We start from the raw sequence: 18,043 nt of genomic DNA, 5'->3' as shown, positions 1-18,043 counted from the left end.
CAGACCTCTCGCATGCTGTCGGTAAGGCTTAAGCAGGCCCCGCGGGCCTGTACCATACCAATCCGTTGATTTAGCTGGATTTTGATTTCAGCATCGCGGTTGTCAATGGCACCAAAAGGATACCTCGGTCGCCCAATGTCTTGGTCCAGGCGCCGATGCGTTCGATCGAAACCGGGAGGGCGGAGGCGGTGCCCACGGCCACCCCGCGCTCGCGCGCCGCCGCTTCGAGCTTGGTCAGGGCGCGGTCGATCTCGGCCGGGGTCGGCACCGCGTCAATCGCGATATCGCCCTTGCCGAACGGCATCGCCTGGCTGCCGGCCGCTTGCGGCGCGATGCTGCGGGGCGAGGAGCCGTCGTCGAAGAAGCCGAGGCCGCGCTTGGCCGCCTCGCGGATGATCGGCTGCATCGCCGGCTCCGTTGCGATGAAGCGGGCGCCCATGAAATTGGTGAGGCCGGCATAGCCCTGCATCCGGCTCAGATGCCAGTACAGGCGGTCCATGTTCTGGTCGGCACTCAGCGAGGTCAGCAGCGTCTGCGGTCCCGGATCGTTGTCGGGGAAGTCATAGGGCTCCATCGGGATCTGGAGGAAGATCTCGTGGCGCTGGGCGCGGGCGCGCTCGGCGAGTTTTCCTGGATCGGACCCATAGGGCGTGAAGGCCAGCGTCACCGCCGCTGGCAACCGCATGATGGCATCGGTGGTCTTGGCGGCGCCGACGCCGAGGCCGCCGATCAGGATCGCGACCACCGGCATCTTGGCGGCCTTGGCGCGGTCGGCATCCGCCGCATAGACGTTGAACGGCTTCAGATCCCCGGAAACCGCGGGGATCATGCCATAGCGCGATTTCTCAAGAAGTTTTGGGTCGATCCCGGCCATGACGGGCGGCGGTGCGGCGGCCGCCGCCGTCTCGCTTTTGCCGGCGGCATCGCCGCCGATCACCACGTCGTGGCGCATGCCGGTGGAACCGTCGATCATGGTGACGGTCTTCTGCTCGCCCGCCTGCTTCGGTGCGTCCTTGGTCTGTTGCTTGCTTTCCTGCTTGCTGTCCTGGCCATGGCCGGCCGCGGCCGGCTTGTCGTCGCCAGCCTTGTCTGCGGCATTGGGTTCGCGGATCGCGAGCCGCGTCATTGGCTCGCCGCCGAGCGGATCCTTGTTGAAGATGGCGAAGCCGGCAAAGGTGACCAGGAACAGTCCGAGCAGGACTGCGAGCAGCTGCATGGCCGTGAACGGCAGCCGCAGCCGGCGTTTCCGGCGCGGCTTGTCCCGTCCGAGCGGGGCGCTCAGATCATCGGCCGTTTCAGTCATGCGCGATCCCGAATCACTCAGCAATGACGATACCACGCCGGGGTCAAGCGGCGGCAGGCCGGGATAGGCCGGGGATATCAGGAGTTTCAAGCAAAAAGGGCGGCTCCGGGAGCCGCCCTTTTCGTCAGATCGCGATGCGCCGACCTAGTTCGCCGCTTTGGGCTTGTCGGTCGTGGCCTTGTCGCCGCCCGGCGTGGGCGCCGCGGACGCGCTGTTCTTGATGCCGTGGAGCAGATCGTCGGCGAGCTTGAGCGCCTTGTCGTCCTTGGCGTCCGGCGGAACGTAGGACTGCGAGCCGGTCTTCTCGTCGCCGTCGTTCTTGAGATGGCCGCGCAGCGAAGCTTCGCCCTTGGTGTCGGTGCGCGACTTCAGCTCGTCCGGCACGTCCTGCAGCACTTCGATGTCGGGCACGATGCCCTTGGCCTGGATCGACTTGCCCGACGGCGTGTAGTAGCGCGCCGTGGTCAGACGCAGCGCGCCGTTGCCGGAGCCGAGCGGAATGATGGTCTGCACCGAGCCCTTGCCGAACGAGCGCGTGCCGACGATGGTCGCGCGCTTGTGGTCCTGCAGCGCACCGGCGACGATCTCCGACGCCGAAGCCGAGCCGCCGTTGACGAGCACGATGACCGGCTTGCCCTTGGTGAGGTCGCCGGTATGCGCGGTCCGGCGCTGGGTCTCCTCGGCATTGCGGCCACGGGTCGAGACGATCTCGCCCTTCTCCAGGAAGGAGTCGGAGACGGTGACCGCTTCCTCGAGCAGGCCGCCCGGGTTGTTGCGGAGGTCGATGACGTAGCCCTTCAGCTTGTCGCCGATCTGATTCGAGAGGTTGGCGACCTCGCGCTTCAGGCCTTCGGTGGTCTGCTCGTTGAAGGTGGTGATGCGGATATAGGCGATGTCGTCGGCCTCGACGCGGGCGCGCACCGAGCGGACGCGGATGTTATCGCGCACCAGCGTGACGTCGATCGGATTGTCCTGGCCCTTGCGGATGATCTTCAGCTTGATCTTGGTGTTGACCGGGCCGCGCATCTTCTCGACCGCCTGGTTCAGGGTCAGGCCCTGCACCGCCTCGTCGTCGAGATTGGTGATGATGTCGTTGGCCATGACACCGGCGCGCGAGGCCGGGGTGTCGTCGATCGGCGAGACCACCTTGATCAGGCCGTCTTCCATCGTGACTTCGATGCCGAGGCCGCCGAACTCACCGCGGGTCTGCACCTGCATGTCGCGGAAGCTCTTGGCGTCCATGTAGCTCGAATGCGGATCGAGACCGGTAAGCATGCCGCTGATCGCGGATTCGATCAGCTTGGTGTCGTCGGGCTTCTCGACATAGTCCGAGCGCACGCGCTCGAACACGTCGCCGAACAAATTGAGCTGGCGATAGGTGTCCGCAGTGGCGGCTCGCGCGCTGGAGCCCATGAAGACCGCGCGCGGTTGCGTCACGAACAGCGTCAGCGCCGCACCGGTGGCCGCGCTGAGGAGGATAACTGAAGTCTTGCGCATCATCCGCGAACCTTCTCGCCTTCATTTGCGGCCCACCATGGGCCTGGATCGATTGGAGTGCCGTCTTTGCGGAACTCGACATAGAGCACAGGTTGACTCGCGTTCGTGGCGAGAATGGAGGCGACTTGAGAGGTCGACCCCATGGTCGCGACAGGCTCCCCCGTGAGCACGAATTGTCCGATGTTGACCGAAATGCGCTCCATCCCGGCGATCAGCACATGATACCCGCCCCCGGCATTGAGGATCAAGAGTTGTCCATAGCTGCGGAACGGGCCGGCATAGACCACCCAGCCATCACACGGCGTCGTGACCTGGGAGCCGGGCCGCGTCGCCAGCGAAATGCCCTTCTGGACCCCGCCGAGCCCGTCCGAACCGCCGAAATCCCTGATCTTGTTACCGTTAACCGGAAGAGGCAGGAGGCCCTTGGCCGCGGCGAAGGCCATCGCAGGGGTGGTGCGGGAACGATCCTTGAATGTGCCGGGGCCGGTCTTGGCGCTGGCGGCCGCGTTTGCAGCCGCCTTGGCCTCGGCCTGCTTGGCGGCCTCAGCTGCTTTCTCGGCCGCCTTGGCGGCGCTTTGCAGATCCTGCTCCATCTTGGCGATCAGCCCCTGGAGATCGCCGACCTGTCTTGAGAGCGCAACGGCGCGCGCGTTCTCGGCGTCGAGGTCCTTTTCGCGCGACGCCTGCTGACGCTGCCGTTCGTCGACCAGAGCCGCGAGCCGGGTCTGGTCGTTGCGCACCTTGTCGCGGTCGGAGGCAAGCTGGTCGCGCTCGGTCGCGATGGTCTTGCGCAAGGCCACGAGCTCGCCGAGCTCGCCCGCGATCTTCTCGGCACGGCCGCGCAACTCCGGCACCACGGCACCGAGCAGCATCGCCGTGCGCAGCGATTGCAGGGCATCCTCGGGCCGTACCAGAAGTGCCGGCGGCGTCCGCCTTCCGGCGCGCTGCAAGGCCGCCAGCACCTCGACGATGTCGGCGCGGCGTGAATCGAGCGAGCTGCGCATCGCCTGTTCGCGGCCGTTCAGCGATCGCAGCCGCGCTTCGGCCTCGTCGATCTTGGTCTCGACGGTGCGCACATTGGCGGCGGTGTCGATCAACTGTTGATTGAGCTGGGTGCGGTCCTGGCCGAGCGAGGTGATCTCGGCCTTGAGCTTGGCCTGCGCTTCCTCAGCGCTCTTCTTGCTGGCGCGCGCGGCTTCGAGCTCCTGCTCGCGCTGCTTGATCGCATCGGGCGCTACGGCCGCAGTCTGCGGTGCAGGCGTCTGAGCTTGCGCGAGGCTTGCGCCGGCAACGCCGGCGATCAGCAGCAGGTTGAAAATCGGCGCTCGCATCGCTTTAAGCAAAGGTGCTCGTTGTGGCGCGGATCACGCGCGGTGATAGGGGTGGCCCGCCAGAATGGTGGCGGCCCGATAAAGCTGTTCCAGAAGCATGACGCGGACCATTTGATGCGGCCAGGTCGCAGAGCCGAACGCGATCGCGAGCTTGGCCTTACGGCGCAATTCGGGCGAAAGTCCGTCCGCCCCTCCGATCATGAAGATAGTATGACCGGCACCCTCGTCGCGCCAGCGCCCGAGATGCCGTGCGAATACGGTCGAATCCAGATTCTGGCCGCGCTCGTCCAGCGCCACCAGGACCGACTTTTCGGGAATATGGGCGGAGATCGCCGCGGCCTCTTCGGCCATCCGCGTCGCCGTATCGCGCGCGCGGCTTTCGGGCAATTCGTGGATGGCGAGCTCGCGGAATCCGAGCTTGCGGCCGGCCTCGTCGAACCGCTCGAAATAGCGCTCGGCAAGCTCCCGTTCGGGGCCCTGCTTCAGCCGGCCCACCGCAATGACGGCTATGCGCATGATATGTTCAGGGTCGCGTTTTCTGGACCGCGCGCGATCTGCGCGCGCACGACGCTAGCATGCGCGTCAGCCGATTCGAAATCGGCCAGCAGCCTCTCAGATCGCCTTCGCCGCCCCTGGGCCCTGCGTGTACAATCTCTCGAGACTGTAGAACTCGCGGACCTCGGGTCTGAACACGTGCACGATCACATCGCCGGAATCGATCAGCACCCAGTCGCAATTGGGCAAGCCCTCGACGTGGATGTTCTTGATGCCGTTTTCCTTGAGGCCTTTGGCGACGTTCTCCGCGATCGCGCCGACATGCCGGTTCACCCGGCCGGTGGTGACGATCATGTAGTCGGAGTAGGCCGATTTGCCGCGAAGGTCGATGGTCACAGTCTCTTCCGCCTTCATGTCGTCGAGGCGGGAGAGGATCAGGCTCAGCGTCTTGTCGGCGTCGGGTTGCGCCTTCAAGGCCGCAGCTTTGGTCGATGTTTTACGCGTCGGCTTGGCAACCTTGGGTAAAACAGACTTCGGTGAAGCCGTCTTGGGTGAGGCTGTCTTGGACAATACAGATGTGGTCAGGGACCATTCCTTTCACTGTATCGCGAACGCCGAATCCGGCGCCCACTGGTTACACTACATCATGTGGGGTTAAGGGTTTCAATATGCCAGAGAGCCCGAAGACCGCATGGCGTTCGCACAATCTGACTCACTTCGTACCTTTCCAGCTTCCGTCCGGGTTCCGTAAGCCGGTCGACGAGAGATTCAGCTTCATTCCGGTCAGGAATACCCAGGCCGGGGCGGCCCGATCCGCAAGCAATGGCGCCTCATTCTCCGGCATCCGATAGCGCCTGAGCGCCTGGGCGGCGGGAGAGGCGAGGGCGCGAAAACTCTGCGGCGGACGGTCGATGACCGCGATCGGCACCTGGTCGGCGATGCGCCGCCAGTGCTGCCAACGATGGAATTGAGCGAGGTTGTCGGCGCCCATGATCCAGACAAAGCGCAAGCCCGAGAGGCGGCGGCGCAAGGTGTTGATCGTATCGATGGTATAGCGCGTGCGAATGACGGATTCGAGACAGCTCACCTCGATCCTGGGATCGTCGGCCATTTCGCGCGCCGCCTGCATGCGCGCGCCGAGCTCATGCAGCGCGCCGTTCTCCTTCAGCGGATTGCCTGGCGTCACCAGCCACCACACGCGATCGAGCTGGAGTCGTTTCAGCGCGAACTGGCTGATCGCGCGATGGGCCTGGTGCGGCGGGTTGAACGAGCCGCCGAGCAGGCCGATGCGCATGCCCGAGGTATGGGTCGGTATGGCCTGCGCGAAGAAACGTGGCGCGACGAAATTGTTGCTCAATGCCCCGCGCCCTGCGTCGTCTACGGCCGCGTCTGCCCGGTGCCGTGAACGCGATATTTGAAGCTCGTCAGCTGCTCGGCGCCAACCGGGCCGCGGGCATGGAATCTGCCGGTGGCGATGCCGATCTCGGCGCCGAAGCCGAACTCGCCGCCGTCGGCGAACTGCGTCGAGGCGTTGTGCAGCACGATCGCGGAATCGACCTCGCTCAGGAATTTTTTCGCAGCGGTCTCATCGGCGCTCACGATCGCATCGGTATGGTGCGAGCCGTGGTTCTGGATATGCGCGATCGCGCCGTCGACGCCGTCCACCACCTTCGCTGCGATGATCGCATCGAGATATTCGGTGTCCCAATCGTCCGCGCTCGCGGGTTTGACGCGCGCATCGATCTTTTGCACGGCGTCGTCGCCACGCACTTCGCAGCCGGCCTCGATTAGCATCTCAACCAGCGGCTTGAGGTTTTTACCGGCTGCGGCGCGATCGACCAGCAGCGTCTCGGCGGCGCCGCAGACGCCGGTGCGGCGCATCTTGGCGTTGAGCACGATCGATTTCGCCATGGCGAGGTCGGCGCTGCCGTCGACGTAAATGTGGTTGACGCCTTCGAGATGCGCGAACACCGGCACGCGCGCTTCCTGCTCGACGCGCGCGACGAGGCTCTTGCCTCCGCGCGGCACGATCACGTCGATGGCGCCATTCAATCCCGACAGCATCTGGCCTACCGCCGCGCGGTCGCGCGTCGGCACCAGCGTGATGGCAGCCTCGGGAAGGCCCGCTTCGCGCAGGCCCTGCACCAGGCAGTCATGGATCGCGCGGCAGGAGCGGAAACTGTCGGAGCCGCCGCGGAGGATCACGGCATTGCCCGACTTCAGGCACAGCACGCCGGCGTCCGCCGCAACGTTCGGCCGGCTCTCGAAGATCACGCCGACGACGCCGAGCGGCACGCGCACGCGCTCGATGGTCATGCCGTTCGGCCGTTGCCAGCTCTCGGTGACGATGCCGACGGGATCGGCAATGCCGCGCACGATGCCGATGCCCTCGGCCATGCCCTCCACCCGCGCCGGCGTCAGCGTCAGGCGGTCGATGAAGGACGAGGTGGCGTTGCCGGAGGCGCGGGCCTCGGTGACGTCCTCGGCATTGGCGGCGAGGATCGCAGCTGAATTGTTGCGGATCGCCCGCGCCATGGCCTCGAGCGCCCGGTTCTTCTGCTCCGGCGGCGCCAGCGCCAGCACGCGCGCGGCAGCGCGGGCACGGGTACCGAGATCGGTCATCAGCGCCTGAAGATCGGCATTGCCGTCGACGGCTTTGAGGGGGGCGGCCATGGGAGTTTCAACCTTCTGCTAAGGCAGTGTCCTAGCACGGAAATCCCGCTTTTGCGAAGGGCGGGGCGGGTATGGCTGGTCTCCCGGTGTTGTGCCACCTCGGCCACTGGCCCAGCTCCGACGTCGTGGCCGGGCTTGTCCCGGCCATCCACACCTTGCCGCCAGCAAGAAAGAACGTGGATGCCCGCGATAAGCCCGGGCATGACGGTTTGGGTGTCTGTCGGCCCTTACCCGCCCACCACCAGATCATCCCGGTGGATCATCTCGGACCGCCCGCTGATGCCGAGGATGGCCATGACATCCGGGGAGGAGCGGCCCTTGATCCGCTCGGCATCGTCGGCGTCGTAGGCGATCAGGCCGCGGCCGACCTCGCTGGTGTCGGGGCCGCGCACGATCACGGCGTCGCCGCGGGCGAACTGGCCCTCGACCTTGATCACGCCGGCCGGCAGCAGGCTGGCGCCGGCGCGCAGGGCCGCGACCGCGCCGGCGTCGATCGTCAGCGTACCCTTCGGCTCAAGCGAGCCCGCGATCCAGCGTTTTCGCGAGGTGATGGGATTGGCCGGCGTCAGGAACCAGGTGCAGCGGCCGCCATCGGCGATCGCCTGCAACGGATGCTCGATCTTGCCCGAGGCGATCAGCATATGCGTGCCGCCGGTGGTCGCGATCTTGGCGGCTTCGACCTTGGTGCGCATGCCGCCGCGCGACAGCTCGGACTCGGCGTCGCCTGCCACAGCCTCGATCTCGGAGGAGATGCTGTCGACGACGGGAATGAGCTTGGCGTTCGGGTTGTTCTTCGGCGGGGCGTCGTAGAGCCCGTCGATGTCGGACAGCAGCACCAGCAGGTCGGCGCTCGCCATCGTGGCGACGCGCGCGGCGAGGCGGTCGTTGTCGCCGTAGCGGATCTCGTTGGTGGCGACCGTGTCGTTCTCGTTGATCACGGGGATCGCGCGCCACTCCAGCAGCTTGCCGATAGTGGAGCGCGCGTTGAGATAGCGGCGGCGCTCCTCGGTGTCCTGCAGCGTCACCAGAATCTGGCCGGCGCCGATGCCGTGGGCGCCAAGCACCTCCGACCAGATGCGGGCGAGCGCGATCTGACCGACGGCGGCGGCTGCCTGACTCTCCTCCAGCTTCAGCGGGCCGCGCGGCAATTTCAGGCGGCTGCGGCCGAGGGCGATCGAGCCGGAGGAAACGACGAGCACGTCACGTCCCCCGCGATGCAGCTTGGCCATGTCGTCGGCGAGAGCGGCAAGCCAGGACGCACGCACCTCGCCCTTGTCGGAATCGACCAGCAGCGCGGAGCCGACCTTGACGACGATGCGGCGGAATTGACTGAGTTCGGGGCTGGTCATGTGTTTTATGTGCTGGCGCGTGTGGCGGATTGCTCAAGCTATGGAACGGCGGAGCAAACAAGCGGCGCCGCTAAGGCCCTGCTTTTGCAGCAGGACGATGGCCCGCGCAAGGCGCCGGCATGCTAAAGGATGAACGCCGGGTTGCCCCGGGCGGCCGTCCGGCTCTCATGCTGCCAACCATAACGGTGGAGGAAACCCATGGATCGCCGCAAATTCATGGTCCGGTGTCTGAGCCTGCCGCTGCTGGCGCAGGTGGGAGCGACGCGCGCACAGGCTGGGCTCACCAAGATCATCTTCCCGTTCGCGGCCGGCGCGGGCGGCGACACGCTGTGCCGGCTGATCGCGCAGGAGATGGCGCCGGCACTGCAGCGGACCATCGTGGTCGAGAACCGCACCGGCGGTGACGGCCTGATCGGCATCAAGGCGGTGAAGGGGGGAAGCCCCGACGGCAGCATGGTGCTGGTGACGACCGGACCCACGATGTACCTGCTGCCGATGGTCGAGACGATTCCGAGCTTCGATGCTGCAAAGGATTTCGTCCCGGTCTCGCTGCTGGCGCGCTTTGAATTTGCGCTGGTGATCAGCCCGGCGGTCGACGCTGTGGATTTCAAGTCGTTCGCGGCCTGGCTGAAGGCACATCCGGATAGGACCTCGTTCGGCGTACCCAGCAGCGGCACCATTCCGCATTTCATGGGCTCGAAGCTGGAGAAGGACCTCGGCATTCCCTTGAGCCGCGTGCCCTATCGCGGCAGCGCAGCTATCCTCAACGACCTCGTCGGCGGCCATGTTCCGTTCGGGATCACCACGCTGGCCGACGCGCTTGCGCAGCATCGCGCCAAGGGCGTGAAGATCATCGCGGTGAGCAGCGCGGAACGTTCGCCCTTTGCCTCAGAGGTGCCGACCTTGAAAGAGAGCGGCATCGATCTCGTCGCCGACGCCTGGTACGGCATGTGGCTTCCCGCCGGCAGCTCGCCGGAATTCGCAAGCAAGCTCGGCGCGGCCGCAAGCGCCGCGCTCGCCAAGCCCGAGGTGAAGGAGAAGCTCACCGCGATCGGTTTGATCCCGGTGGGCAGCAGCGCGGAAGGTCTGACCAAGGAGCTCGCCGCCAACACCGCGTTCTGGCAGCCGGTCGTGAAGGCGACGGGGTACAAGATCGAGAATTAGTTTCTGTTTGCGCTCCGCTCTCCGCCGTCATGGCCGGGCTTGTCCCGGCCATCCACGTGCACCCGCCACCTAACGCAAGACGTGGATGCCCGGGTCAAGCCCGGGCATGACGAGCTGAGAGAGGCTCTTTCCGCTCACTCACAGCTTCGCGCGCTGCGCGATCCCGTCCTTGATCGACGCCAGCTCCGCTTCGTCCCAAACACCGATCAAAATCCCGCCCTTCACCTGGAGCTGGTTGTCGGCATAGGCGGCGACCTTCTCGCGCGGCGTCGTGATGTGGTCGTTGGGATGCAGCGCCCAGTCGAACAGCTCGGCCTGCAGTCGAGCGATGACGCCGGCGCACTCGGGATCGTCGCCGCGATCCAGAAACTCTTCCGGATCGGTTTCGAGGTCGTACAGCATCGGGCGGAAGCCTGAGGCGTGGATGTATTTCCAGCGGCCGTCGAACACCATGAACAGGCGACAGCGTTCGATCGGCTGATTCAGCTTCAGCCGCACGTCCTGCATGACATAGTCGTATTCGGAGAACGCCACCTTGCGCCAATCCGGCGGACTCTCGCCGCGCAGCAGCGGCAGCAGCGAGCGTCCCTCGAGGATATGGCCCGGCACCTTGCCGCCGAAATAGTCGACGAAGGTCGGCGCGAGATCGATGGCTTCGACCAGCGCATCGTTGCGCGTGCCACGCGTCGCATCCGCCTCCTTCGAGGGATCGATGATGATGAGCGGGATCTTCGCCGACTGCTCGTGGAACAGATCCTTCTCGCCCATCCAGTGATCGCCGAGATAGTCGCCGTGATCGGAGGTGAACACGATCATGGTGGTGTCCAGCAGGTCGCGCTCCTCCAGGAACTTCATCAGCACGCCCATCTGGTCGTCGATCTGGGTGATCAGGCCCATATAGGTCGGGATCACCTTCTCGCGGGCATCGTCGCGCGCCATGTTGCGGGAGTAGCGCATGTCCATATAGGCGCCGAACACCGGATGCGGGTTCTGCCGCTCGCGCTCGGAGCGGATCACCGGGATCATGTCCGATGTCGAATACATGCTGGCGTAGGGTTCGGGCGCGATGTAGGGCCAGTGCGGCTTGATGTAGGACAGATGCAGGCACCACGGCCTGCCGTCGGTCTCGGCCTCGCCGATGAAATCCATGGCGCGTCGCGTCATGTAGGGCGTCTCGGAATGCTCGTCCGGCACGCGCGCGGCCTTGTCGGCATGCACGAGCAGCCAGCCGTTCTGGAGCGAGCCGTCCTCGGCCGCGCCTGAATTGGCCCAATGCTCCCAGGGATTGGGCGCATCAAAGCCCTGCTGGCGCAGATATTCGTCGTATTTCGGACGCGGCCGCCCCGTGGGATGCAGGCCGTCGTCACGCTCATAGGGCTCAAACCCGCATTCGGCGACGTGCACGCCGATCATCGATTCCGGCGGGATGCCGAGCGCCTTCATGCCTTCGAGATCGGGCGCCATGTGGGTCTTGCCGACCAGCACGTTGCGCACGCCGAGCTTCTTGAGGTGATCGCCGAGGGTGGGCTCGCCGACCCGCAACGGCCAGCCGTTCCAGTGCGAGCCGTGCGAGCGCATGTAGCGCCCGGTGTAGAACGACATCCGCGAGGGGCCGCAGATCGGCGACTGCACATAGGCCTTGCTGAAGAGCACGCCGCGCTTCGCCATGGCGTCGATGTTCGGTGTCTTCAGCGTGGGATGGCCGGTGCAGCCGAGATAGTCATAGCGAAGCTGGTCGCACATGATCCAGAGAACGTTCTTCGCGCGCGCCATGCGTGATCCCTGCCGTTTCTTGATTGTGGGATGCTGCGCTATCGAGGGCGCGAAGACAAGCTATTAGCGATGCACGCGTCTGCGGCCGTACATTCCAGCGTCGTCCTGGCCTTCGCCGGGACGACGAAAAATCAAACCGACCACGGCTCCGCTTCGGCCGCGCTCTTCGCTTTCGCAGACACCGGGCTCTCGCCGATCACATCCGCAAGAGCGCGCAGCGCTTCCTGCACGCCGTCACCGGTGACGGCGGAGAGCAGCAGCGGCGTCTTCTTGGCGGCGCGCTTCAGCCGCTCCTTCTGCTTCTTCAACTCGTCCGGCTCGACCGCGTCGATCTTGTTCAGCGCGACGATCTCGATCTTGTCGGTGAGCTGCCCGGCATAGGCGTCCAGCTCCGTTCGCACCGTCTTGTAGGCCTTGCCGGCGTGTTCGCAGGTCGCATCGATGAGATGAAGCAGCACGCGGCAGCGCTCGACATGGGCGAGGAAGCGGTCGCCGAGACCGACGCCTTCATGCGCGCCTTCGATCAGGCCCGGAATGTCCGCCAGCACGAATTCGCGGCCGTCGGCATTCACGACGCCGAGCTGCGGATGCAGCGTGGTGAAGGGATAGTCGGCGATCTTCGGCTTGGCCGCGCTGACCTTGGCGAGGAAGGTCGACTTGCCGGCATTCGGCAGGCCGACGAGGCCGGCATCCGCGATCAACTTCAACCGCAGCCAGATCCAGCGCTCCTCGCCGGGCTGGCCGGGATTGGCATTGCGCGGCGCGCGGTTGGTCGAGGTTTTGAAATGCGCGTTGCCGAAGCCGCCATTGCCGCCTTCGGCCAGCACGAATTTTTCGCCGACAGTGGTGAAATCGTGGATCATGGTCTCGCGATCTTCATCGAAGATCTGCGTGCCCAGGGGGACCTTCAGCACGATCGACTTGCCGTTGGCGCCATGGCGGTCCGAGCCCGAGCCGTTCTCGCCCTTCTGGGCCTTGAAGTGCTGCTGGTAGCGATAGTCGATCAGCGTGTTCAGGCCGTCGGCGACCTCGATGATGACATTGCCGCCGCGGCCGCCATTGCCGCCGGAGGGGCCGCCGAATTCAATGAATTTTTCGCGGCGGAACGCCACGCAGCCGTTTCCGCCGTCGCCGGAGCGGATATAGACCTTTGCTTCGTCTAGGAATTTCATGGGCCATAGGTAGGCCAGCCGGTCCCGCGCGGCAACCCGGATAGACCCGCAAATCGGCCGAATTTCCGCGATTTTGGGGCGTGCTTAACCCCGGGGACGACGTTAGTTGGGCCGGCGCCGGATCAGGAATTTCTGCGTGCCCTCCAGCACCAGCTCCTTGCGCTGGTTGAACACGGTGCTTTTGAGCGTCACCGCGCCGGTCGAGCGTCCCGGCACCAGCTCAATGACCTCGAGCGCGGGATAGATTGTGTCGTCGGCGAAGACAGGTTTGAGGAACCGGCTGGATTGCTCGAGGAAGCCGACCAGGGAGTCCTCGACCATGAACGGAAACAGGCCGGCGCCGGGTGCGGTGTGGATCAGCGTCTGGAAACCGTGGGCGAGCAGATGCGGCATGCCGCGGCAGCGGCAATACTCCACATCGTAATGCACCGGATGGGTGTCGCCGCTCGCGGTCTGGAACGCCGCGAACACGGCCGTGGTCTGCGTGCGGCTCGGCAGCACGAAGCGCTCGCCGACCACGAAATCCTCAAACCAGCGTTGCGCGGGGATCATGCGATGCCGGGCCGGGTCGAAGTCGGTCATGGCTAAGCTCTTTCCTGGCTCTCTTGTGAGACACCTGTCGCTACCGCGACGCGGAGAGTGCGACAATCCGTTCAATTCGTCCAACGCGGGCTTGTCGTGACGGCCTGCGTCATTACAACGGCGCTCGATGCCCCTGTTCAAGAATCTATCGGCCTATGACGAACGCTCGGCGCGCCTTGCCGGGATTGCGCTCATGGTGCTGTCGATCTTCATGTTCTCGTTTGGCGATGCCATGGGCAAGTTCCTGGTCGGGACTTATTCGGTGGGGCAGCTGCTGTTCCTGCGCGCCTGCGCGGCGCTGCTGCTGCTGTCGCCGTTGGTCTGGCGGCAGCGTCACCAGTTCCTGCATCTGGAGCGGCCGGGCCTCCAGCTCTTTCGCGTCGTGCTGTCGACGCTGGAAGTGGCGGCCTTCTTCCTTGCGACGGTCTACCTGCCGCTCGCCGACGTCATCACCTATTATCTCGCCGGGCCCATTTTCGTCACCGCGATGTCGGCGATCTTTCTCGGCGAGAAGGTCGGCTGGCGGCGCTGGACGGCGATCCTGATCGGCTTCTGCGGCGTCCTGATCGCGCTGCGGCCCTCGGCGCAGACGGTGAGCCTGCCGGCGCTGATCGCGCTTGGCGGCAGTCTTTCTTTCGCAACGCTGATGTTGATCACGCGCAGCCTGCGCAAGACGCCCGATATCGTGATGGCGTCGTCGCAATTCGTCGGCACGTTCTTGCTGGGCGCGGTGCTGTCGGCGTTCCACTGGGTGCCGCCGACATCGGGCAGCCTCGTGATCTTCGCGCTGGCGGGATGCGTCTCGGTCACGGCGCTGTTCTGCGTCAACCGATCGCTCAAGCTCGCGCCGGCCAGCGTCGTCGTGCCCTATCAATATTCGATGATCGTCTGGGCCGTGATCTTCGGCTTCGTCGTGTTCGGCGACGTGCCCAAAATCGCCACCATCGTCGGCGCCGCCATCATCATCGGCGCCGGGTTCTATATTTATTTGCGTGAGCGCGATCTGGGGCGCGGGGACGCGGATGTGAATCCGCCAGCGTGAACACAACCACGGTGTCGTCCCGGCCTTCGCCGGGACGACGGCGGAGAGCGTAGCCGCCTCCGCCTATCTCACCCTTCGCGCGCTGCTCCAGCTCTTCAGCGACGCCCACACGCCGCGCGAGAGACGGAAGCAGTCGACGGGCGTGGACGAGCCCAGCGCCAGGAAGCGATGCAGCTGGACGCCGCTCCACTGGAAGCCGCACTTCTCCAGCACGTTGCGCGAGGCCGGGTTGGTGACGCGCGCGCCTGCATAGAGATGATCGTCCTCGAACTCCTCGAAGAAGAAGTCGATCGCGCCGCGCGCGGCCTCGGTGGCAAAGCCCCGGCCCCAATGCTCGACGCCGAGCCAATAGCCGAGCTCGGCATTCTGGGGCGTGGAGCAGTCGATGCCGACCATGCCGATGGGGCCGCTGCCATGCTCGATCAAGAACACGGTCTCGCCGCCGGGCAGGGCGCTGGCGCGGATGAAGGCGATGGCGTCGTCCTGCGAATAGGGATGCGGGAGGCGCCTGGTGTTTTCGGCGACGCGACGGTCGTTGGCGAGGAGGGCGATGGTCCTGACGTCGGCGAGGGTCGGCCGCCGCAAGGTCAGCCGCTCGGTGGCGACGACGCTGGGTCTCGCCTCCCGCAAGGTCACGCTCGAAAAGTCCTGCAACATGTCCGGCTCCGTCGAAGTCACTAAAGTGAAAAGTGAGCACGCAAACGAAAGGGGAGGCCGGTTTCCCGCCTCCCCTGGAGCCTTCGATCTCTGTGATCTCAAGGACTCCGCCGGTTCGGTCTGGGACCCGGCGGACTCCAAATTTGATCCACCGTCTATTCAGCCGCCTCTGCGAGCGGGAGCACCGAGATGAAGGTGCGGCCGTTGGCTTTGGCCTGGAACGTTACGCGACCCTCGATCTTGGCGAACAAGGTGTGGTCCGTGCCCATGCCGACATTAAGGCCGGGATGCCAGGTGGTGCCGCGCTGACGCGCAATGATGTTGCCGGGAATCACAACTTCCCCGCCGAACGCCTTGATACCGAGGCGCTTGCCCTTGGAATCGCGACCGTTGCGCGATGAACCGCCTGCTTTTTTGTGAGCCATGGCTCGTCTCCGAAATCCTGAGTATTTCTAGATCAATTCCTTGACGGAATCATTTCACAATTTCTCACGCATCAATTCGTGATGGCGCGTGATCAATTATGCGGCGGCCTCTTCGGTGGTCGTTTCCTTGACGACCTTCTCCCGCTTCGGACGCGGCCCCTTGGTGGGCTTGGCGCCGTCCGTCAGGATCTCCGAGATGCGCAGCACCGTGATCTCGTCGCGATAGCCGCGCTTGCGGCGCGAGTTCTTGCGGCGGCGCTTCTTGAAAGCGATGACCTTGGGACCGCGCTTGTGGTCGAGCACCTCGACCGCGACGGAGGCGCCCGCGACCGTGGGCAGACCCAGGATCGGCGTGTCGCCGCCGACCAGGAGAACTTCATTGAGCTGCACGATCGAGCCGACTTCGCCTTCGATCTTGCCTACTTCCAGGACATCATCCGGAACGACGCGGTACTGCCGGCCGCCGGTTTTGATGACTGCGAACATCGTTGTTTTCCTTCGTGTTCATTCCCGGCCTCGCGACATATTGTCGGGGCCGGCTTTTTGTCAGTCGTTATGGGTTTATGCGAGTTTTGTGCGGGCGGGAGTTATCCCTTTGAAAACCCACGCAAAAACAAGCGGCGCGAGAAACGCCCCGCGCCGGTTGCGGGATTTATAGCCGCTGATCCCCGGGAGTCAAGGAAAAGCCGGCGAAAACGGCCCGGATTTGAAGCATTTGGGCCCGATCCGGCCCGCAGGCGAATTTCGGACCGCGCCGCAACCAACAGGTTCCCCCGCCGTTGTCCCGGCGAATTCGGTCACACGGGCAAGGGGCTTACCATGGCAACAGACGAGCTGGTCAAGACGACGACGGGCATCGCCCATCACGGCGCCGAGCGGCTGCCGTCGGTGGATATCGACAGCTTCAACATCGAGATGAAGGACGAGGACGGCTTCATCGGCGACCGCGCCAGCAAGGGCGCGTTCAGGGAGATCCTCGAGCGCTGGCGCAAGCCGCTGCGCAAGTCCGGCGAGGACCCGTTCGGCAAGGAGCCGTCGGACGAGATCAGCAAGAAGACGCTGGACGCCATCCTGGTCGGCGATGACACCGAGGCCTGGGCGGTGGTGCATAGCGCCATCGAGGACTTCGCCCAGGAGCTCGCTTACGTCACCCGCCGCTTCCTCAAGTCCAAGGCCTGGGCCAAGACCGAGCGCATCGTGGTCGGCGGCGGTTTTCGCGATTCCCGGCTCGGCGAGCTCGCGATCGCGCGCACCGAGATTATCCTCATCGCCGAGGGCTTCAAGATCGACATGCTGCCGATCCGCCATCATCCCGACGAGGCCGGCCTGATCGGCGCGCTGCATTTGGCGCCGTCGTGGATCTTCGAGGCCCATGACAGCATCCTCGCCGTCGATATCGGCGGCACCAACATCCGCTGCGGCCTGGTTGAGACCAGCTGGAAAAAGGCAAAAGACCTGTCGAAAGCCAAGGTCGTGAAGTCCGAGCTGTGGCGTCATGCCGACGACGAGCCGACGCGCGAAGGCGCGGTGAAGCGGCTGACGAAGATGCTGAAGGGGCTGATCACCGAGGCCGAGAAGGAAGGCTACAAGCTGGCGCCGTTCATCGGCATCGCCTGTCCCGGCGTGATCAACGCGGACGGCTCCATCGAGAAAGGCGCACAGAACCTGCCGGGCAATTGGGAGAGCAGCAAGTTCAACCTGCCGGCGAGCCTGCTCGAGGGCATTCCGCAGATCGGCGAGCACGACACCGCGATCCTGATGCACAATGACGGCGTGGTTCAGGGCCTCTCCGAGGTGCCGTTCATGCAGGACGTCGATCGCTGGGGCGTGCTCACCATCGGCACCGGCCTCGGCAATGCCCGCTTCACCAACCGCCGCAAGGACAACGGCAAGGACAAAGACAAAGACCGCGATTCTACGGAGAACGGGAAGAAAAAGGCCAAGTCCGACAAGGAGTAACCTTGACTGGTTAGGTTAAGGACCGGATTGCGTTGCGGTGCACCGCCCGCACGCTACGGTCGAAACCGTCGCCTCACCTGGCCGGCGAAGCCGCCCTTCCCAGCCAGTATTTCAATGAGCGGCACCGGGACCGCCAGTGTTTACCGCGTCTGGCGGTCCCACCCCGCCTTTTGCGGGTACCAGTGTTTCGGCACCGACGTGCCGCATCGGGCTCGCGCCGGGTCAGTGGCGAACGGCTCAGGCCCATTCCCGCGCAAACCGCCGCCGAAATCCGCGATCGCCCCCGATCATCACCGTGACTCGTGGGTCCAGCCGGAAAACCGGCCCGATTTTCGCCCTCGCAAGCCTTGTCTGGCCCGCCATCCTCGCCTATTAACGCCCGAACCACAGGGGCCATGCTCCTTACTTGGCGCCTTCAGGAGAGGTGGCAGAGTGGTCGAATGCACCGCACTCGAAATGCGGCATAGGTGCAAGCCTATCGGGGGTTCGAATCCCTCCCTCTCCGCCAACATCATCCGTGTCCGGCCCGAAGACATGGGTAACGGAACGTACCTAAGACATGGGTGACAGCCTCGTGCCGAACGGGTTGTCGAGAGGTTGCAGGGTTTTCTGCTCCAGGTC

General features: G+C 64.9%; 17 protein-coding genes and 1 tRNA gene. 4 read left to right on the top strand and 14 right to left on the bottom strand.

The annotated features are described in order from the left end of the window. Positions 1–70: 70 nt before the first annotated feature. The 8 genes from ACFQX9_RS05395 to proB all read right to left on the bottom strand — a co-directional run bounded on the left by ACFQX9_RS05395 (position 71) and on the right by proB (position 8,648). Positions 71–1,303, bottom strand: coding sequence for a divergent polysaccharide deacetylase family protein (locus ACFQX9_RS05395; protein ID WP_085348684.1), 1,233 nt, complete (start codon positions 1,301–1,303; stop codon positions 71–73). Positions 1,304–1,447: 144 nt separating this feature from the next. Further along, positions 1,448–2,803: a S41 family peptidase gene (locus ACFQX9_RS05390; protein WP_018459850.1), complete on the bottom strand. Its 1,356-nt coding sequence runs from the start codon at positions 2,801–2,803 to the stop codon at positions 1,448–1,450. Next, entirely contained in the window at positions 2,800–4,131 is a 1,332-nt protein-coding gene (locus ACFQX9_RS05385) for a murein hydrolase activator EnvC (RefSeq protein WP_018459851.1), read from the bottom strand. Before ACFQX9_RS05385 ends, ACFQX9_RS05390 begins: the two co-directional genes overlap by 4 nt. Before the next feature lie 33 nt (positions 4,132–4,164). Beyond that, positions 4,165–4,647, bottom strand: coding sequence for a 23S rRNA (pseudouridine(1915)-N(3))-methyltransferase RlmH (gene rlmH, locus ACFQX9_RS05380; RefSeq protein ID WP_085348681.1), 483 nt, complete (start codon positions 4,645–4,647; stop codon positions 4,165–4,167). Positions 4,648–4,743: 96 nt separating this feature from the next. Then, positions 4,744–5,100: a ribosome silencing factor gene (rsfS, locus tag ACFQX9_RS05375; RefSeq protein ID WP_007598906.1), complete on the bottom strand. Its 357-nt coding sequence runs from the start codon at positions 5,098–5,100 to the stop codon at positions 4,744–4,746. Positions 5,101–5,338: 238 nt separating this feature from the next. Further along, on the bottom strand, positions 5,339–5,983 hold the full coding sequence (locus tag ACFQX9_RS05370) for a nicotinate-nucleotide adenylyltransferase (protein ID WP_085348680.1): 645 nt from the start codon (positions 5,981–5,983) through the stop codon (positions 5,339–5,341). A gap of 20 nt (positions 5,984–6,003) precedes the next feature. Next, on the bottom strand, positions 6,004–7,299 hold the full coding sequence (locus ACFQX9_RS05365) for a glutamate-5-semialdehyde dehydrogenase (protein WP_085348679.1): 1,296 nt from the start codon (positions 7,297–7,299) through the stop codon (positions 6,004–6,006). Positions 7,300–7,526: 227 nt separating this feature from the next. After that, positions 7,527–8,648 carry a glutamate 5-kinase gene (proB, locus tag ACFQX9_RS05360; RefSeq protein WP_377787028.1) on the bottom strand — a complete coding sequence of 374 codons (1,122 nt, stop codon included), beginning with the start codon at positions 8,646–8,648 and terminating at the stop codon, positions 7,527–7,529. A 198-nt stretch (positions 8,649–8,846) separates the two neighbouring features. Between proB and ACFQX9_RS05355 the strand changes: the two genes are divergently transcribed. Further along, complete coding sequence (locus ACFQX9_RS05355; protein ID WP_018459857.1) at positions 8,847–9,812, top strand: Bug family tripartite tricarboxylate transporter substrate binding protein; 966 nt, start codon at positions 8,847–8,849, stop codon at positions 9,810–9,812. 138 nt (positions 9,813–9,950) lie between these two features. On the opposite strand, the gene ACFQX9_RS05350 is transcribed toward ACFQX9_RS05355, so the two are convergent. The 3 genes from ACFQX9_RS05350 to ACFQX9_RS05340 all read right to left on the bottom strand — a co-directional run bounded on the left by ACFQX9_RS05350 (position 9,951) and on the right by ACFQX9_RS05340 (position 13,339). Further along, the gene (locus ACFQX9_RS05350) at positions 9,951–11,585 is read right to left on the bottom strand and encodes an alkaline phosphatase family protein (RefSeq protein ID WP_377787024.1); all 1,635 of its coding nucleotides are present in this window, start codon (positions 11,583–11,585) and stop codon (positions 9,951–9,953) included. A 131-nt stretch (positions 11,586–11,716) separates the two neighbouring features. Then, on the bottom strand, positions 11,717–12,757 hold the full coding sequence (obgE, locus tag ACFQX9_RS05345; RefSeq protein ID WP_027566428.1) for a GTPase ObgE: 1,041 nt from the start codon (positions 12,755–12,757) through the stop codon (positions 11,717–11,719). Positions 12,758–12,859: 102 nt separating this feature from the next. Further along, complete coding sequence (locus ACFQX9_RS05340) at positions 12,860–13,339, bottom strand: MaoC family dehydratase (protein ID WP_377787021.1); 480 nt, start codon at positions 13,337–13,339, stop codon at positions 12,860–12,862. A gap of 127 nt (positions 13,340–13,466) precedes the next feature. Between ACFQX9_RS05340 and ACFQX9_RS05335 the strand changes: the two genes are divergently transcribed. Beyond that, a complete protein-coding gene (locus tag ACFQX9_RS05335; protein WP_377787018.1) occupies positions 13,467–14,381 on the top strand; it encodes a DMT family transporter in 915 nt (304 codons plus the stop codon). 63 nt (positions 14,382–14,444) lie between these two features. Here ACFQX9_RS05335 and ACFQX9_RS05330 read toward each other — a convergent pair whose 3' ends face one another. The 3 genes from ACFQX9_RS05330 to rplU all read right to left on the bottom strand — a co-directional run bounded on the left by ACFQX9_RS05330 (position 14,445) and on the right by rplU (position 15,949). After that, positions 14,445–15,038 carry a GNAT family N-acetyltransferase gene (locus ACFQX9_RS05330; RefSeq protein ID WP_377787015.1) on the bottom strand — a complete coding sequence of 198 codons (594 nt, stop codon included), beginning with the start codon at positions 15,036–15,038 and terminating at the stop codon, positions 14,445–14,447. Between the two features lie 155 nt (positions 15,039–15,193). Continuing rightward, complete coding sequence (rpmA, locus tag ACFQX9_RS05325; RefSeq protein ID WP_018459863.1) at positions 15,194–15,463, bottom strand: 50S ribosomal protein L27; 270 nt, start codon at positions 15,461–15,463, stop codon at positions 15,194–15,196. A gap of 96 nt (positions 15,464–15,559) precedes the next feature. After that, positions 15,560–15,949, bottom strand: coding sequence for a 50S ribosomal protein L21 (gene rplU / locus ACFQX9_RS05320; RefSeq protein ID WP_007598925.1), 390 nt, complete (start codon positions 15,947–15,949; stop codon positions 15,560–15,562). Positions 15,950–16,282: 333 nt separating this feature from the next. Between rplU and ACFQX9_RS05315 the strand changes: the two genes are divergently transcribed. Next, complete coding sequence (locus tag ACFQX9_RS05315; protein WP_018459864.1) at positions 16,283–17,422, top strand: ROK family protein; 1,140 nt, start codon at positions 16,283–16,285, stop codon at positions 17,420–17,422. A gap of 418 nt (positions 17,423–17,840) precedes the next feature. Further along, positions 17,841–17,930: transfer RNA gene (locus tag ACFQX9_RS05310), tRNA-Ser, on the top strand. Positions 17,931–18,043 lie beyond the last annotated feature (113 nt).

It is taken from the genome of Bradyrhizobium sp. GCM10028915 (assembly GCF_042666195.1).
Taxonomy (GTDB): domain Bacteria; phylum Pseudomonadota; class Alphaproteobacteria; order Rhizobiales; family Xanthobacteraceae; genus Bradyrhizobium; species Bradyrhizobium canariense_D.
The sequence above is the reverse complement of the archived record's forward strand: the minus strand, read 5'-3'. Positions and strand labels throughout refer to the sequence as shown.

Excerpts from the sequence above, each read along its gene's own strand:
- ACFQX9_RS05335 (WP_377787018.1), top strand. The coding sequence starts at position 13,467 with ATGCCCCTGTTCAAGAATCTATCGGCCTATGACGAACGCTCGGCGCGC.
- rpmA (WP_018459863.1), bottom strand. The coding sequence starts at position 15,463 with ATGGCTCACAAAAAAGCAGGCGGTTCATCGCGCAACGGTCGCGATTCC.
- ACFQX9_RS05365 (WP_085348679.1), bottom strand. The coding sequence starts at position 7,299 with ATGGCCGCCCCCCTCAAAGCCGTCGACGGCAATGCCGATCTTCAGGCG.
- ACFQX9_RS05390 (WP_018459850.1), bottom strand. The coding sequence starts at position 2,803 with ATGATGCGCAAGACTTCAGTTATCCTCCTCAGCGCGGCCACCGGTGCG.
- ACFQX9_RS05355 (WP_018459857.1), top strand. The coding sequence starts at position 8,847 with ATGGATCGCCGCAAATTCATGGTCCGGTGTCTGAGCCTGCCGCTGCTG.
- rlmH (WP_085348681.1), bottom strand. The coding sequence starts at position 4,647 with ATGCGCATAGCCGTCATTGCGGTGGGCCGGCTGAAGCAGGGCCCCGAA.
- obgE (WP_027566428.1), bottom strand. The coding sequence starts at position 12,757 with ATGAAATTCCTAGACGAAGCAAAGGTCTATATCCGCTCCGGCGACGGC.
- ACFQX9_RS05395 (WP_085348684.1), bottom strand. The coding sequence starts at position 1,303 with ATGACTGAAACGGCCGATGATCTGAGCGCCCCGCTCGGACGGGACAAG.
- ACFQX9_RS05330 (WP_377787015.1), bottom strand. The coding sequence starts at position 15,038 with ATGTTGCAGGACTTTTCGAGCGTGACCTTGCGGGAGGCGAGACCCAGC.
- rplU (WP_007598925.1), bottom strand. The coding sequence starts at position 15,949 with ATGTTCGCAGTCATCAAAACCGGCGGCCGGCAGTACCGCGTCGTTCCG.
- ACFQX9_RS05385 (WP_018459851.1), bottom strand. The coding sequence starts at position 4,131 with ATGCGAGCGCCGATTTTCAACCTGCTGCTGATCGCCGGCGTTGCCGGC.
- proB (WP_377787028.1), bottom strand. The coding sequence starts at position 8,648 with ATGACCAGCCCCGAACTCAGTCAATTCCGCCGCATCGTCGTCAAGGTC.
- ACFQX9_RS05350 (WP_377787024.1), bottom strand. The coding sequence starts at position 11,585 with ATGGCGCGCGCGAAGAACGTTCTCTGGATCATGTGCGACCAGCTTCGC.
- ACFQX9_RS05315 (WP_018459864.1), top strand. The coding sequence starts at position 16,283 with ATGGCAACAGACGAGCTGGTCAAGACGACGACGGGCATCGCCCATCAC.
- ACFQX9_RS05340 (WP_377787021.1), bottom strand. The coding sequence starts at position 13,339 with ATGACCGACTTCGACCCGGCCCGGCATCGCATGATCCCCGCGCAACGC.